Below are 18,311 nucleotides of genomic sequence, written 5' to 3'. Positions count from 1 at the left end.
AATAAAAAATGTAATTTTTTTTAATTCTTACTTAATCAGAAAGATAAATCAATTTAAATTAAAGATAGTAATTAAATCATAACGTCTTTATTCAATTGGAGATTATAAATGGCAAGCATTTTGGTAACAGGTGGGAGCGGTTTTCTTGGATCAAACCTATGTATAAGGTTGATCAATGAAGGAAATAAAGTTATTTGTGTTGATAATAACTATACAGGTCGAATGAAAAACTTGGCAAGTATCATCGATCACCCTAATTTTTCATTTATCAACCATGATGTTATTAACCCTATTGAAATTGATGAATATTTAGATGAAATTTATCATTTAGCCTGTCCTGCCTCGCCTCCTGCTTATCAGGGGAAAGCTGCCATAATGACAACAAAAACGTGTGTTTATGGAGCAATTAATCTACTTGAATTAGCAAAAAAGAAAAATGCCAAAATATTGTTATCCTCCACTTCAGAAGTTTATGGTGATCCGTTAGTTCATCCCCAAGTTGAAAGTTATCGTGGTAATGTAAATCCTAATGGTATCAGAGCTTGCTATGATGAAGGAAAACGTTGTGCAGAAAGTTTGTTTTTTGATTATTATCGTGAAGAAAATGTAAGAATAAAAGTTATTCGTATTTTTAATACTTATGGTCCTAGAATGGATCCTAAAGACGGAAGAGTAGTAAGTAATTTTATTTGCCAAGCACTACGTGGAGAGGATATCACCATTTATGGACAAGGCACACAAACTCGATCATTTTGTTATGTAGATGATTTAATTGATGCAATTATCAAAATGATGAAAACTTCAGATGATTTTGTCGGGCCAGTAAATACAGGTAATCCAGGTGAGTTTACGATAAAAGAATTAGCTGAGAAAGTTATAGCTAAAGTTGGTGGAACTTCTAGAATTGTTTATTGTGACTTACCTAAAGATGACCCTACTCAGCGTAAACCAGATATCTCTCTAGCAAATGAAAAATTATTATGGAAACCAAATATTGATTTAGATCATGGTTTAGACAAAACGATTGAATATTTTAAATCTGAAATAATAAATGAATAATAGAGGTGATAAATAATGCAAATAGGTATTATTGGTACGGGATATGTAGGATTGCCTACAGGTGTTGGACTAGCTGAATTAGGTCATAAAGTTATCTGTATTGACAGAGAACAATCAAAAATAGAAAAATTACAAAGAGGTGAAGTTACTCTTTTTGAAGATGGTTTAGAAGAGCTATTAAAGAAAAACTTACAAAATGGAAATATTTCATTTACAACCTCTATGCAAGAAGGAGTTGTAGGAGCGGATATTGTCCTTATTGCAGTGGGCACACCACCACATCCAGTGACTAAAGAAGCCGATATGAAATATGTTCATGCGGCAGCTACTGAACTTGCTCAGTATCTAGATGGTTATACTGTTATTGCAACTAAATCAACCGTCCCTGTTGGTACTGGTGATGATATTGAAACATTAATTTCTAAAAGAAATCCAGAAGCAAAATTTGATGTGGTATCTTTGCCTGAATTTTTGAGAGAAGGTTTTGCTGTCTATGACTTTTTCAATCCTGATCGCATTGTAATAGGAACCGATTCAGAAAAAGCTAAAGAAGTATTAACTGAGTTATATAAACCATTCGCTGAAAAATCAATAATTTTATTTGTAAAAAGAAGATCAAGCGAAACGATCAAATATGCTTCTAACGCATTTTTAGCAATGAAAATCCATTATATCAATGAGATGGCTGACTTTTGTGAAAAGGCGCATGCAGATATAGATGAAGTAGCGAAAGGGATGGGATTAGATTCTCGTATTGGTAATAAATTTCTAAATCCTGGTCCCGGTTATGGAGGTAGTTGTTTCCCTAAAGATACACATGCTATGTATTTTATGGCTAAGCAAAATGGTGTGGAGCTTACACTGATCGATGCGGCAATAAAAGGCAATGAAAAACGTAAACAAAAAATTGCCGAAAAAATTATTGAGAAAGTGAGTAATGTCAAAAATGCTAAAATTGCTGTATTAGGACTTGCTTTTAAAGGTGGTACGGATGATTGCCGAGAAAGTCCCGCAATGGAAATTATTACAGAGTTATTAAAATCTGAGATGAAAATTATTGCCTATGATCCTAAAGGAATGGCAAATGCTAAAGAGTTACTTGACGATAAAATCTGCTATGCTGATGACATGTATTCAGTAGCTCATGGGGCAGATATTTTAGTAATTTTAACTGAATGGGATGATTTTAAAAATTACGATTTAAGCCGTATTGCATCAACAATGAGAACTAAAAATATTTTCGATACTCGTAACCTTTTAAATTGCGATGTTGCTAATAAACTTGGTTTTTCATATTGCAGGATAGGTAACTAAATGAAAAATATTTTAATTGTTGGTGGAGCTGGTTATATTGGTTCTCATACTGTCAAACAGCTATCTAATAGTGGTTATAATTGTATTGTTATAGACAATCTTATTTATGGCCATAAAGAAGCTGTACTTACGCCATATTTTGAACTAGCAGATTTGTTGGATAAAGACTCTTTAGATAGAGTCTTTAAAAAGTACCAAATTGATTCTGTAATTCATTTTGCCGCTTTTGCCTATGTAGGTGAAAGTGTGCAACACCCGAGAAAATATTACGAAAATAATGTGGTTGGCACATTAAATTTATTAGATGTTATGCTTAAAAATAATGTGGAAAGGATCGTTTTTTCAAGCACCTGCGCGACATATGGTGAGCCTCAATATATTCCTATTGATGAATCGCATCCTCAAGAACCAATAAATCCATATGGTCGTTCTAAATTGATGGTAGAAGAGGTTTTAAAAGACTATCATCAAGCATATGGTTTAAAATATATTTCGTTACGTTACTTTAATGCTGCAGGTTGTTCAAAAGATAAAGATATAGGGGAAAGTCACTCACCTGAGACTCATCTGATTCCATTGGTTTTACAAGCAATCATTAATCAAGATAAACCAATAAAAGTGTTTGGAACAAATTATGATACGCCCGATGGTACTTGTATACGGGATTATATACATGTTGAAGACCTAGCTGTAGCCCATCAATTGGCTTTGGAAAAGCTTAATCAATATTCAGGATGCATTAATCTTGGAACTGGTATAGGGACTTCAGTAAAAGAAATTATTGCTACAGCTGAACTAGTAAGTGGTCAACATTGTCCTGTTACATTTACCGAAAGAAGAAAAGGTGATCCTGCTAAACTTTATGCAACAAACAATAAAGCATTAGAGATTCTAGGATGGGTACCTAAATATACACGTATAGAAGACATAATACAAACTGCATGGGATTGGATTAAAAACAAAAGATATTAATAAGTAAGTGTATTTAAAAAATACAATATTCAAAACATGGAAACTAGCCTGTCTGGAGCCTTAGTATGAGTATGTGTAATATAAAAAAGTATGATGAAATTTTTACTCTAGGACCAAATTGTGAATTAGCCTTCAAAATTCAACAATGTTTTGGTTCTATTGAAAGTTATTTGTTTAATTGGGCTGTAGCCAATCCTCATGATATGCTTAAAGTTTTAGAAAACCCAACCTTGGTTTTCTCTGAAAAAATTGAAGAAATTAAAGAAACTAATATGTGGCGTTGTTCTATAACGAATTTAATTTTTCATGGGAAAAGTTCAGTCCAAGAACTATCAGATCCAGATGTATTTATATCAAGATATAAACGTGATATCGAGAAAAATGAAGTTATTTCAAGGGTCAAATATTTAACCGATAAGTTTCAGAATGCTTTGCAATCAATAGAAAAAAAACTTTTTACTATTGAGATTCGTGATGATTTTTTTAAATTTTCAGTTACTGGGATAACTTCTTTTATTTCAAATTTATATAATGTACTAAGTAAGATTACCAATAATTTTGACTTACTGTGTATTTTAAGAAAAGAATTTGATATTGATGAAATAAATTCAGTACAAAATGGAAATATTTATATTAGGTTTGTGAATTATTTTGCTCCATATGATAAAGCTACATCAGAAAATTTTATAGATATAGTTAGTAGTAAAAGAATATTTAATGAATTTCGTTTAAAAGATGATGTAGAAAATAATCGCAGTTCTAATTTGATAAATTATAATCAAGAAATAAATAAAAATTCATCTAACATATTATTAACAGATAAAAAGGATAAAAATAGTTTGCGTCAGAATAAAATTAAAATTCTAGTTTCTTATCATACACCAGCATTACTACTAAAAAATGATATATTAACTCCTATTCACGCTGGTCGTTCAGTTGCTGCAAGCCGGTCAAAAGATGGTAATTTAGATAAAGAAAGTTTAGCGTGGCTAAATGATAATATGATTGGCGATAATACTGGAGATAATATTTCAGATAAAAATCGATTTTATAATGAAATAACTTCGGTTTATTGGGCATGGAAAAACCAGCAACAATTAGATTATCCCGATTATATTGGGTTTATGCATTATAGACGTCAATTCTTATTTGATGATGAAAAGTGTTCAAAATATTCTAATTCGAGTTTTTTTGCTCCAGAAAGTCAATACAGAATTTCTTGTTTATCTGATTCTGATATAGTAGAGCTTTTTTCTGAGAAACAAATTCAAAATGCTGTTAATGGTTATGATTTGATTGTCACAAGACCTGCCGAATATAAAAATATTACTGTTTATGAGCAGTATAAATTAGAAAGTCGATTTCATGAAATTAGTGATTTAGATAAAATTTGTTTAATCATTAAAAATAAATTTCCAGCCTTTTCAGAAAGTGTTGATACATATCTTAATTCAGATAAACATTATTTTTGGAATATGTTTATAATGAAAAAGGAATTATTCAATGAATTTTGCCAATGGATGTTTTCTATATTTGAGGATTTTGAAAAGGTTATAGATATTTCGTCACGAACTATTGTCAAAAAAAGAGTATACGCTTACTTATCTGAGAGATTAGTTGGTATCTATATTACTTATTTAAAAATGAAAAATAACTTAAAAATTTCTGAAAAATGGTCTATTTTTGAGGAATATACTAATATTTGTACCGAAATTAAACCTAGCTATTCAAATAAATGTATACCTATTGTCTTTTCAAGTGATAATAATTACTCATCCTATTTAGCAGTAGCTATAAAGTCATTAGCAGAAAATACTTCAACTGAATATAATTATGATATTTTTGTGTTGGATGAAGATATTTCAACTTATAATAAAACTTTAATTGAAGCGATGATTGTTCAGTATAATAATATTTCTTTAAGATTTATTAAAGTTTCTCCATATATTAAAGATGTTCCTCGTGAAATATTTTACTGTCACGGTCATTTTAGCATCTCCACTTATTACCGTTTTTTTATTGCTAGAATTTTCAAAAATTTCCAAAAAGTAATCTATCTTGATTGTGATTTAGTGATCCTTGATGATATAGCAAAATTATTTAAAATTGACATAGAGGATTATGTTTTAGCTGCTGCTTTGGATGTTGAGGTTACTCGAGCAATTTATAATGATGAACGATACTGTCCTCAAAGACTTTGTTATTATAAAAATACTTTAGGTATGAAAGATCCTTATAATTATTTTCAGGCTGGTGTATTGTTACTGAATATTAATCAAATGATTGATATGAATTTTGAAAAAATTTGTATTGATCAATTAATAAAAATAAAAACACCAGAATATGTAGATCAGGATATTTTAAATTCCTTATTAGAAGGAAAAATTAAGTATTTCGATATATCATGGAACCTTGAATGGCACTTACCTTTATTTCATAAAAATATTGTTACCATTTTACCAAATGATATTTTGGATGAATATCAAGCAGCTTACAATGAACCTAAAATAATACATTACTGTTCATCTTATAAACCTTGGAAAGATCCTTGTTTACCTCTTTCTCAGTATTTTTGGCAGTATGCAAAATTGACACCATTTTATGAGAGTATTATTTTCCATAATTTGAAAATTTTTTCTAAGACAGAAGCCCCTACTGAAACAGTAAAAGTCCAAGAGTTCGACATAAATAACCATAATTTAATAGTTATGTTAAAAGAAGTGTTTTATTACAGAAGAACTAAATTTAAATATATGTATTATAAATTTTTATCAAAAATATGTTGGGGCAAAAAACGTAAGCGATATAAAGAAAAAAGGAAAAAATTTAGAGCAGAAACTCACCGAATACGTAATTTAATAAAATCAATACGTTAAAAAAATTGGTTATTATTTAGTTTTTATTAGCAAATATATATTAGTGTGATAATTATTCATTTATATTATATAGGAGAAGTATTTTAGATATTTTTAAAATTTGACATTGATTAATGTTTATAACGATAATAAATGTCAAATTTTTATCGTTTTATTGTTGTGAGGTATTAATGTCACCGGTGATATCAATCATTGTACCAGTGTATAATTGTGATAACTTTCTTGAAAAAAGTATTACTAGCTTAATTAATCAAACTTTTGAAAATATTGAAATTATATGTATTAATGATGGTTCTATAGATAATTCTTTAGATATTTTGAATAATTTTTCAAAAAAAGACAAACGCATAATTGTCATTGATCAAGAAAACAATGGACCAGCTGAAGCAAGAAACAAGGGATTAAAAAAATCTCGTGGCGAATACATTATGTTTTGCGATAGTGATGATTGGTATGAACCGGCAATGTGTGAAAAAATGTTGGAAACTATTCGATCTAAAAGTGTTGATTTAGTAATATGCAGTTGTAATGTTGTCAAAGATGAACAAACTTATAATTTGCGTGATAGTGATATTGATTATCATAAGTTGACTTATTATGGTCTTCATTCCCTAACGTATCCATTTAAAACTCGAGTTAATAGTGTTCTTTGGAATAAAATTTTCAAAAAGAGTATTATTGAACAATACAATATAGACTTTCCTTCAGGTTATTACCATGATGATATGGTATTTGTATTACAATATCTTTGTTGTTCAAAAACAATTTATGCTATTGATATTCATCTTTATAATTATTTACTTCGAAGTAACTCTATCATGCATCAAACATATTTTTCACCTAAAGACCGGAAAAAAATGTTTGATACAATAGATGTAATGAAATATTTTCTTATAAAGCTTTCAGATAACAACTTATTAAATGATAATAAAGCTTATTTTATTGTAATATTATCGGGATTAATAAAATGGATCGTGAGTATATTAAGCAGTAAAGAAGAAATTAATTTCTTTTTAGATTACTGTAATGAGACTATATTATTTGATTTAGATCTTGATTATTTTCCTGATATTGAAAATAAATCCCATTTGTTAAATATAAAAAATAAATATTATCAACCTTTTTATCAAGAGGACAATAAAAAGAAAAGAAATAAGCCAGTTAAAAAATTTATCAAAAAAGTATTAACTTTTAGTTTTTCTTATTTTCTTTTCCCTTATTATATTTATAAAATTTATAAAAGAAAGTAATTCTTTTTTAATAAATAGTTTGACTGGTCAATAGTCTAAATATTAAGATATAAGCAATAAATAGCTACAGAGTTTTTATTGCATTGTGGTTATAAGTAAAATTATTGTCAATAAAAATTTAATGATTTATATATAATTTTAGGAAAATAAGAGTTTTGTGATTTATAAGAAAGTAGAAAAGGGTGATATTCGTTATTATCAAATTTTCGGATTAAATTGTGTTAAAGTTGTAAATTCGAAAAAACTAATGTGTATTTATATTTTTGGTTTTAGAATTTTGAAAAGAATGAAATTAAAATATCTTAAATCGCTTACTGAAAAATTGGTAAATGAAATTAGTATTATTCGAACTGAGAATGCGACTAGATATGAACAATTGGAAAAAACTATAAATAATTTATCTAAAAATATTGATAACCAATGTAATGTTTTGCGTTTGAATATTAATAATATCAATACTTATTCAAAAACCCATATGGAAAGTTTTTCTGGTTTTAAAGAGAAATTTTTAGGGCAAGATATAGTAATTTTATGTACGGGTCCAACGCTTGCCAAATACCGACCAATTGAAAAAACTATCAATATCGGAGTAAATAGGGCTTTCAGGCGTTATGACATTAGTCTTGATTTTATTTTTATTCAAGATATCACAGGTCTTAAAAATGATATTGATGCTATAAATAATTATAATCCTGAAACATGTCAAAAATTTTATGGAAGTAGCATAACTTTTGGTGCTTCCATACCCGAAAAAGACTTAATTAAAGCTAATGCTAAACGATATTATGTTGGTAACTTTTTTACTGACTTTTATCCTGATATTACATCTTCAGTGTTTCCTGAATATGGTTCCGTTGTATTTTCAGCACTAACATTTGCACTTTATACCCATCCCAAACGAATTTATTTGGTTGGATGTGATGCATGCCAAAATGGTTATTTTGATAATGATGACCAAGCAGCATTCTCTTCTAATATTGACTTTCTTTTAAATGGGTGGCACGCATTTAAAAAATTCAAAGATCAGTTTTATCCTGATGTGGAAATAGTTTCTATAAATCCAGTAGGATTGAAAGGAGTTTTTAAAGATGTTTATCAATAGAATATTAACTTTCAATATTATAAGCCATATTTAATAATTGTTGCTATTAAAAATTATTTATAAAATATAGTTTATTTGTGGAAAAGTTAATATGTAACTATCCTCAAAATAGTCAACTACAAAAGTAGAAAATTTATCTATGATAAAAATAAGCACTATAGTAGGTAAGTCTTATGCTTAAGTAGTTATTTACTGAATTGAGTTTAAAATCGCAGTATCAAGGAGAAATCATAAACATCTGTAGTGCCATCAAAGTGCATAAAATGAGAGCAGAGACCTTACGAACTAGTCATTTTTTTATTGCCATGAGTTGTGCTCTAATAATGGGAAATTTGCAATTTCATTATGTAAAAAAAAGATAATAGTTCAATAATTTAATCAATACGGCTTTTTTTATAGTATAATCTATAAAATTTGTTATTTTGTAAAAATTATTATGCCCAAAAAATATAATTCTTTGACTGCGCTTATACAACTATGGCCATTTGTCAAACAATATAAAAAAGCTTTATTTGTTGCTATACTAGGGCTTTTGTTAAATGCAGCTACAGATTCGACCTTAATATCTCTAACCAAACCGTTGCTAGATAATGGTTTAATGAATAAAAACTACATTTTGTTAGTTTACATTGCTATAGCAATTATTGGTTTGATTGCATTACGTGGATTGTCAAATTATGCTTCTACATACAGTCTTTCATGGTTATCTGGTAAAGTTATAACTAAATTTAGACAAATGATATTTAATCATTTGCTAAAAAGTCCTGTAAGTTTTCATGATAAACATTCTGTGGGTGATCTTGTTTCCATTATTACTTATAATACTCAAATGCTTTCTAAAGCCTCATCTGATGCTTTAATTATTCTTGTTCGTGAAATAACCTATGCGATTGGTTTATGTTTTGTTATGTTTTATGGTAGTTGGAAATTGGCATTAGTGCTAATTTTTCTTATACCATTAATAATTAGTGTTGCTCAATTTATTGCAAAAAAATTTAGAAAAACATTAATGTCAATGCAAAAAGGTATGGGTGAAATAACAACTTCGGCTGATGAAATGTTAAAAGGCCATAAAGATGTTTTAATTTTTAATGCTAAAGAATATGAAAAAAATAATTTTAATAAAATTACTAATATTTTTCGGCGAGATATGTTGAAGATTGAAATGGTTTCAAGATTATCAACACCGATCATTCAAATGATTGCAACTTTAGGTTTAGCTTTAATATTATATCTTGTTGCAAGCCAAAGTTTAGATATTACTCCAGGATCTTTTACTGTCGTTTTTTCAGCAATGATAGCTATAATGCGTCCTTTACGAGAGTTAACAAGCCTACATGTTGAATTACAAAAAGGTGCTGTAGCGTGTGAATCATTATTTGGGCTGTTAGAAGCTCCACTTGAAGAAGATAAAGGCACAATTGATGCAAATCATATAACAGGAAATATTGAATTTAGAGATGTGATCTATCAATACCCTACAACCAGTACTTCTGTTCTTAATAATATTAATTTTAAAATTGAGGCAGGCCAAATGATTGCTTTAGTTGGGCGATCAGGTGCAGGTAAGTCAACCATTGCAAGTTTAATTCCAAGATTTTATGATTTAGAAAAAGGAGAAATACTTTTAGATGGTATTAATATTAAAGATTATACTTTAAAATCATTAAGAAACCAGATTGGGTATGTTTCTCAAAGGGTACACTTATTTAATGGTACCATTGCAGATAACATTGTTTATGGTGAAAAAGGATTACATAGCCAAGAAGAAATAATTAAGGTTGCTGAACTAGCTAATGCTATGGAGTTTATAAATAAGCTAGAAAATGGAATTGATACAGAAATAGGAGATAATGGTGTTTTATTATCAGGAGGACAGCGGCAACGCATTGCTATTGCGAGAGTTTTGTTACGTAATAATCCAATTTTAATTTTGGATGAAGCTACCTCAGCACTAGATAATGAATCTGAAAGGTTAGTACAAGAAGCCATTGAAGTTTTACAAAAAAATAGAACTTCAATTGTTATTGCTCATAGATTATCAACCATTGAAAAAGCGGATCGAATTTTAGTCATTGATAATGGTGAAATTGTAGAAGATGGTAATCATCATAGCCTTATTGAACAAAATGGTATTTATGCCTTAATGCATAAAATGCAATTCAAATCATAATATATTAAATAATGAATATGAATCAAAATAATCATAAAGAAAATATCAATATTGATAAGGACTCTTCAACTTGGCGTACTTTTACTAAGTTATGGCCCTATATTGCTCAACATAAATTAGTATTATTTATATCAATAATTTTGTTAATAATTAGTGCATTTGCCGATACTTCATTAATAGGCCTTTTGCGCCCTTTACTCGATCTTGGTTTTTCAATGAATGACCGAGAGTTTTTATATATGGCACCTATCTATATTTTTGGTTTAGTGTTTATTCGTGGTATTGCTAATTATGGTTATTCTGTATTATTAGCATTGATCTCTGGTAAAATTGTCATGCGAATTCGACAAAGGCTTTTCGCACATTTTGTTGATGCACCTGTAAGTTTTTACGATCAATCCTCAACAGGAAGGTTATTGTCGCGAATAACATATGATACAGATCAGGTCGCAGCGTCTTCATCGGATGCTTTAATTACAATAATTCGTGAATCAGCTTTTATATGTGGGCTATTTTATACGATGTTTTATAATAGTTGGCAATTATCACTATCTTTACTTGTTGTCACTCCTATTGTAATTGGGTTAATTTCTTTTATTTCAGTAAAATTTAGAAAATTGGCAAAAAACATGCAAAATTCTATGGGAAATGTCACCATGGCAGTTGAGCAAATGCTAAAGGGATATAGAGAAATTATTGTTTTTGGTGCACAGAATGAAGAATCAAAAAATTTTGAAAAAGTTAGCAATAAATTTCGCCGTGATGGAATGCGTTTAGTTTCTATCTCTGCACTATCAACGCCAATAATACAATTGGTGATCTCATTTGCTATTGCTTTTGTGTTATTAACCGCAAGTGATCCTGATTTAAATATTACAGCTGGAGAATTTACTGTCGTTTTTTCATCGTTAGTAGCATTAATGCAACCTATTAAAAATTTAACAAGTGTTAATGCAAATTTTCAAAAAGGAATGGCTGCTTGTCAAACTTTATTTGCAATCTTTGAACAACCTTTAGAAAAAGATAATGGAACTATTAGTGTTGATCGTGTAAAAGGAAATATTGTATTTGATCACGTTACCTTTAGTTATGAAACTAGAAAAGAACCAGCTCTTAAAGACATTAGTTTTTCTGTTCCAGCAGGAAAAACAATTGCTTTAGTTGGTCGCTCAGGTTCAGGAAAAACGACAATAGCAAGTTTACTTACTCGCTTCTATGATATATCTAAAGGACAAATTTTAATTGATGGGCATAACATTCATGATTTCACATTACATTGTTTACGTGATCAAATAGGTTTAGTATCACAAAACATTCATCTTTTTAACGATACAATAGCTAATAATATCGCCTATGGAAGAATTGGTGAATATACGCAACAACAAATAGAAGAAGCTGCAAAAAAAGCCTACGCATATGATTTTATAATGCAAAGTGAACATGGATTTAATACTAAAGTGGGAGAAAGTGGGATACTATTATCAGGTGGGCAAAGGCAAAGAATAGCAATTGCTCGAGCACTATTACGTGATAATCCTATATTGATTTTAGATGAAGCTACATCAGCCTTAGATACTGAGTCGGAATATGCAATACAACAAGCGCTTTCTGAACTACAAAAAGGGCGTACTTCAATTGTTATTGCACATCGATTATCAACCATTGAGAATGCTGATGAAATACTAGTTATTGATGCCGGAGAGATTATAGAACAGGGAACACATCGTGAATTAATTCTAAGAGATGGTTTTTATAATAAATTATATCAAGCAAATCATTTATAAGCTGTAATGTTATAAGAAATAATTTATTGATCATTATTAAACTCAATAGGATATAGGTAATTTAGGAGTATAGGATATTAAATGAGTATTAAAAGAATTGTTACAGATTGTGCTTGTTTATTTGTGAAAGATAAAAAAAAGAAATATTTTCTAACCAAAAAGTATGGTAGTACTCCACCGTATATTTTGTCTAAAAAGAAAGCTAAAGTATATCAAGATATTTATATTCCTATTTATAAGCATAATGTTCGATTATGCCCTGTTGAGCCTGAAATTTATAATAAAAAAGGAGAAAGATTAAGAGTTATTTTTTTAAGGGATAATTACAAACCGAATGCATCTTCACAAACAAGTAATCTGATATATTGGGATAAATATAATTTTGAACTTCCATTGCATCTTTATACTCATGGACGTATGTTGGAGACAATGGGATCTCCAACAGGTCGTTTCGGTGCTTTGGTTGAAACTAAAGGTATAAAGCCTGATAGTTATGAGATATTTCAAAAATATAATGGATTAGAAAAAGATTTTGATTTGATTTTTACTTATGATGAACAACTTCTAAATGAAATACCTAATGCAAGATTTGTTCCTTTTTGTGCCGATATAAAGCTTTTTTCTGGCGATTTTGTAATGCTACCAAACTTAGATGAGATATTTCAACAAAATTTGTTTTATAAAAAAAATAAAGATATCTCAATGTTATCGTCAGATAAAAAATTATGTGAATTGCATCTAAAAAGAATTTTGACAGCAATTAAATTAAAAAAGCATCCTAAGGTAGATACTTTTGGAACTTTTGATGGCGGAGAGTTTGTTAATCCTTATGAAACATTGAAAGATTACCGTTATTCTATTGTGTTTGAAAATGAAATATCAGGGTATTGTTTTACTGAAAAGTTGACAAATTGTTTTGCCACACAAACTGTGCCTATTTATATAGGTGCTAGTAAAATAAATCAATTTTTCGATGAAGATGGTATCATTAGAGTTAAAGAAAGCGAAATTGATAACATCGAAAATATTATTAAACAATGTTCAGAAGCTGATTATATATCCAGAAAAAACGCAATTATGAAAAATTTCATGACTGTTCAAAAATTTAGTAATAATGAAGACTATATGTACAAAACATATATAAAAGATTATTTTTAAATACTTAAAAAGTGGTTATTATAAATGATAGATGTAACTAAGTTCATAGAAGATAAAAAAACTATTATTGGTAATGAAAGTAATGATACTGATACACAATGGCATATTTTACTATGCTTTGATGATAATTATGCTTTACCAGCTGGCGTTAATATGTATTCTATTATTAGCAATAATCCAAATAAAAAATTACATTTTCATTTATTTATGCAAAACGTATCAAATGATAATAAATGTAAAATAGAACAGCTTTCATCAAATCATGTTTCAATAACGCAATACTATCTGAATGATAAATTTAAGATTCACGCTAACAATACAAAATATTTTCCTATTTCTGCTTGTTTGCGAATTATTGCTCCATTAGTTATTCCTAAAGAAGTAACTAAATTACTTTATGTTGATAGTGATACTTTATGTTTGGCATCATTGGATGAACTATTTAGTGTAAATATAGGCGATAAAATTATTGCTGCAGTACCTGATGTTGAAAATACACAAAATTCCCAATGTAAGAAATTTCAAATTGAGTATGGTAGTTATTTTAATTCTGGAGTTTTGTTATACAACTTGAAAAAGTGGAATGAGGCTAATATCACAGAAAAAGCACTTAAGTTATTAAATGAAGGGATTGCTTATAAATTTCCCGATCAGGATGTGCTAAATATTTTATTAAGTAATAATATTTATTACTTACCCACAAAATATAATTGTCTTACTTTATTAAGTGTTGGTGGCTATGAAGATCAACAAAAAGCTGAAACCGGTGCAGTTTTTATACATTATACTTCAGGCAGTAAACCTTGGTTTAAACTCTATTTGACATCAACTTATCAAAAATTCATTGATGGCTCACCTTGGTATCAAGCCAAGCTAGCCTTAGCAAATAATCTTTCCCCATCTACAACCAGACGTTATGCTAAATTTTTAATCACTCAAAGAAAATATATCTGTGCTTTTCTTTACTACTTGTTATATTTAAAACATAAATTATTTAAAAAATAATCAAACAATGATCATTTTTTATATTTATCCTAATAAGTAGTTTTAGATAATCAATATATTTATAATTAAAAAGTTACTAAAGGCATATATGAATAATACTCCTCTTATATCCGTAATTATACCAGCATACAATACAAGAGATGTTATTGAAAAAACATTAAAATCAATAGAAGCTCAAACCTATCAAAATTATCAAATAATCATTATAGATGATGGGTCAACTGATGGCACAGGTATATTTATAGATGAATACCAACAAAAAAATGCTAAAACTATTGTTTATCATCAAAATAACAGTGGTGTGTCTGTTGCCAGAAATAATGCTCTTAAATATGCATCAGGTGAGTTTATCTGTTTTTTAGATAGTGATGATACTTATGAATCTTCTTTTTTTGAGAAAATGTTAATTCGCCAACAACAAACCAATTTTAACATTGTTTATTGTGGTTTTTATCGAGTAAAAAAGAATAAAAGTATTAAAGAATATCTACCTTTTGAAGAAGGAAATATACTTAATAGTTTTATCAGAAAAAGTTTTCATATTTCAGGCATGCTAATTAAACGTTCTTTTTTACTCGATAAAAATATTACTTTTGATACTGACCTTAAAATTTGTGAGGATATCTTTTTTACTATTAAAGCTATAAGCCAATGCGAAGTTGCTGTAGTTAAAGATCATTTATTCAACTATTTATATAGAGAAAAATCGGTAACAAATTCAATTGCTACTATTGAATTATATTTACAGAATATAGTAACTTGGGAACGGATTGAGTATTATTTGAAGCATAATTACAATAAAAACGACAAAGAAGAGATTCACCAGCGAGTTCAATCTATAGTAGTTAAATTAAAAGTAAGGCTTCTTATTGAATATTTAAAACAATTTAACTATAAAAAAATTTATTATTATTTAAATAAAGATCTAAAATTTACTAGTGATATGAAATTGGTAAATAAAAAGTACTTACCAAAAAGTGATATCAAAAAAATGAATATAATAAAAAGTAATTGTCTAGCCATTTGGTTTTGGGGTAGTTTGTACTATCGATATATTAGGCGTGAAACTGGAAAATAACTCAAGATATAAACAGTAATTTATTGTTAATGCTATAACAAGGACAATTTATATGAAAAATGAAGTGATAAATGTAGCCTTTTGTACTGATGGTAATTATCTCGAATATGTAGCTATAGCAATAAAATCAATTCAATTAAATAATTTAGGTAACCATCTTCAATTTCATGTATTTCTTTATGATGTTCCAAAAGAGGCTGTTCACACATTACAACAATTGAATGTTTCTATTAAAAGTTATTTTATTGAAAACAATGAATTAGATAAATACCAGACTGAACACCAATTACAGCATATCAATCGATCAATGTATATTCGACTTCTTGTGCCTCGATTACTAAAGAATGAAGTTGATAAATTTATATATTTGGATGCTGATATATTATGTTTTCGTGATATATCTTCAATTAATCAGATTGATATTGATTCAGTGGTTTGTGCTGTTGTTTCTGACTCTCTAATTTCAAAAAATATTGAAAAAAATATTACTCGTTTGGAGTTAAGTTCAGATAATTATTTTAATTCGGGTTTTCTCTATATTAATACAAAAAATTGGTGTGATTCTGACATAGAAAATAAAGTTAATTCAGTTTTGTTAAATCCGCAACAATATAGACTTGTTTATCCTGATCAAGATGCTTTAAATCTTATTCTTCAAAATAAAGTTAAGTATGTTGATTGTAGATGGAATTATTTATTTACATGGATGACTGAAACAGAAAAGAATAAAATCTTTGATAATGAAGATATTCTACCATTTTTTATCCACTTTACTGGTGCTAGAAAACCTTGGTATCAAGAACATAAAGGAATGGCACAAAATTTATATGTATTTTACAAGCATTTTACACCATGGGCTAATAAACCTTTAGAAAGTTATCTACCTAGAATGAGAGTTAATGACTATCGTATATATGCGAAATCATTCTTTAGAAAAGGTGACTTTTATAAAGGAATAAAATTTTTCATTCAATACTTATTATTAAAATACAGAAAAAAGAAATAAAATATCATAGGAAATCTAGTTATGAGTCATTTTTCTTGGCAATTAAAGTTTATTCGAAAAAAAATAAAACTATATTTTTTTAACTTTTTAAATAAAATTCTAATGTGTTTCTTTCCTAAAAGAAAAACAATATTTGAACCGTCAAAAATAAAAACTATTTTAATAGCTCGTAATGATAAAATTGGCGATATGGTTGTAACTACCGCTTTAATAAAAAATCTTGCTCAAGCTGGTTATGATGTTTATGTTTCTTCGCAACAATCAAGTTTAGATATTCTTAAAAATAATCCTAATGTTAGAGCTACATTTAGTTATAACGATTATTCATTAAAGGATTTATTTAAAACTATACAAAAAATTAGAAAGCATCATTTTGATTTAGTAATTGATACAAGACCATTTTATTCATTTGAAATGCGTAAAATTATATTTTGTGCATTTACTAACTCAACTCATTTGATGGGATTTAATAAAAGTAATGTAAAATCATATAATATTTCAATTCCTTATTATAATAATAATGCTCATATTACTAATCAGTTAAATAAAATATATGAGTATATGAACATTAAAAATTATGATGGAAGCTATGATCTTTATACTTTAGATAATAATAAAAAAAATGTTGATGATTTTATATTAGAAAATAATATAGATAAATTTGTTATTATTAACCCTTTTGGCGGAGCAAGAAAGCGTGAATTGTCTCAATGGCAAATGGAGCATATTGTTTCACTGATGAAAAAAAACAAACCAGATCATAAAATTATTTTTATTGGTGAACCCAATAAACTTAAAAATGTTAAACTTGACTTAGGATTAATATTTAAATCAAACACCATTTTAGATGTCATTGCTTTAATCAAAAAAGCTGAATATGTTATTACTGTTGATACTTCTATAGTGCATATTACAGCAGCATTCAATAAACCATGTTTAACCATTTATTCAGAATCAAATCTATTTGAAAAAACAGACGATTTTAATTTAATAATGCGTAAAAAATGGAAAGACTATTACCGACAAACGTGTAATAATTTGGTAGATAGTTCCTATTTGAAAAAAAATAATCTATTAGTAGAAATACCATATTGTTATGATCAAATTTGGTCTCCTAATAATCCGAATGCGAAACAAATTGTATTTTATAAAACTTTTTTAGCAAAAGTAGACAATGATGAATTTAGCAGATGTATATCACCTTATTTAGGATAAATTCACTTAATTAATATACAAAATAGTAATATTGTGATGATCATAATTGTAAAAGAGGATGATGCAATAATTTATTTTTAATTAACTGTTAATAAAATTGGTAATAAATAAAAACTAAAATTTTAATTTTTATGCTATATCTGGCAGTTTCAAGTAGTTAATATACTATGCTTTGTAGATACCTATATTTTGAAAATATTAATTGATATAGTATATTAAGTTTTTTTAATTATTCAATTCAGCAATAATAAATTCATCTCATTTTTGAAATGAGTCATTATATTTTCATAACGTTTTATTTTTCTTAGAATATATTTTT

At 28.0% G+C, this 18,311-nt stretch carries 13 protein-coding genes; all 13 read left to right on the top strand.

Going from position 1 to position 18,311, the window contains the following annotated elements; translation table 11 throughout:
- Positions 1–108 precede the first annotated feature (108 nt).
- Positions 109–1,059, top strand: a complete 951-nt coding sequence (locus A9G35_RS10935; protein WP_065636892.1) for a UDP-glucuronic acid decarboxylase family protein — start codon at positions 109–111, stop codon at positions 1,057–1,059.
- Between the two features lie 15 nt (positions 1,060–1,074).
- Positions 1,075–2,373, top strand: a complete 1,299-nt coding sequence (locus A9G35_RS10930; protein ID WP_065636891.1) for a UDP-glucose dehydrogenase family protein — start codon at positions 1,075–1,077, stop codon at positions 2,371–2,373.
- Positions 2,374–3,345: a UDP-glucose 4-epimerase GalE gene (galE, locus tag A9G35_RS10925; RefSeq protein ID WP_065636890.1), complete on the top strand. Its 972-nt coding sequence runs from the start codon at positions 2,374–2,376 to the stop codon at positions 3,343–3,345.
- Between the two features lie 65 nt (positions 3,346–3,410).
- Positions 3,411–6,221: a DUF4422 domain-containing protein gene (locus A9G35_RS10920; RefSeq protein ID WP_065636889.1), complete on the top strand. Its 2,811-nt coding sequence runs from the start codon at positions 3,411–3,413 to the stop codon at positions 6,219–6,221.
- A 179-nt stretch (positions 6,222–6,400) separates the two neighbouring features.
- Positions 6,401–7,471, top strand: a complete 1,071-nt coding sequence (locus tag A9G35_RS10915; RefSeq protein WP_176701425.1) for a glycosyltransferase family 2 protein — start codon at positions 6,401–6,403, stop codon at positions 7,469–7,471.
- 157 nt (positions 7,472–7,628) lie between these two features.
- Positions 7,629–8,573, top strand: coding sequence for a hypothetical protein (locus A9G35_RS10910; protein WP_065636887.1), 945 nt, complete (start codon positions 7,629–7,631; stop codon positions 8,571–8,573).
- Positions 8,574–9,009: 436 nt separating this feature from the next.
- Positions 9,010–10,746, top strand: a complete 1,737-nt coding sequence (gene msbA, locus A9G35_RS10905) for a lipid A export permease/ATP-binding protein MsbA (RefSeq protein WP_065636886.1) — start codon at positions 9,010–9,012, stop codon at positions 10,744–10,746.
- Positions 10,747–10,790: 44 nt separating this feature from the next.
- The gene (msbA, locus tag A9G35_RS10900; RefSeq protein WP_065636953.1) at positions 10,791–12,530 is read left to right on the top strand and encodes a lipid A ABC transporter ATP-binding protein/permease MsbA; all 1,740 of its coding nucleotides are present in this window, start codon (positions 10,791–10,793) and stop codon (positions 12,528–12,530) included.
- An 81-nt stretch (positions 12,531–12,611) separates the two neighbouring features.
- On the top strand, positions 12,612–13,688 hold the full coding sequence (locus A9G35_RS10895) for a glycosyltransferase family 10 domain-containing protein (protein WP_065636885.1): 1,077 nt from the start codon (positions 12,612–12,614) through the stop codon (positions 13,686–13,688).
- 24 nt (positions 13,689–13,712) lie between these two features.
- Positions 13,713–14,693 (top strand): glycosyltransferase family 8 protein, encoded by a 981-nt coding sequence (locus A9G35_RS10890; protein WP_065636884.1) that lies wholly within the window; start codon positions 13,713–13,715, stop codon positions 14,691–14,693.
- A gap of 88 nt (positions 14,694–14,781) precedes the next feature.
- Positions 14,782–15,771 (top strand): glycosyltransferase family 2 protein, encoded by a 990-nt coding sequence (locus A9G35_RS10885; RefSeq protein ID WP_065636883.1) that lies wholly within the window; start codon positions 14,782–14,784, stop codon positions 15,769–15,771.
- 52 nt (positions 15,772–15,823) lie between these two features.
- Entirely contained in the window at positions 15,824–16,777 is a 954-nt protein-coding gene (locus A9G35_RS10880) for a glycosyltransferase family 8 protein (protein WP_065636882.1), read from the top strand.
- A 21-nt stretch (positions 16,778–16,798) separates the two neighbouring features.
- Positions 16,799–17,992 carry a glycosyltransferase family 9 protein gene (locus tag A9G35_RS10875; RefSeq protein WP_065636881.1) on the top strand — a complete coding sequence of 398 codons (1,194 nt, stop codon included), beginning with the start codon at positions 16,799–16,801 and terminating at the stop codon, positions 17,990–17,992.
- The last annotated feature ends 319 nt before the right edge of the window (positions 17,993–18,311 follow it).

Origin of the sequence: Gilliamella sp. Choc5-1 (assembly GCF_001690595.1) — a bacterium.
GTDB classification, from domain to species: Bacteria; Pseudomonadota; Gammaproteobacteria; order Enterobacterales; family Orbaceae; genus Gilliamella; species Gilliamella apicola_M.
This window is presented reverse-complemented; position numbering and strand designations above follow the sequence as displayed.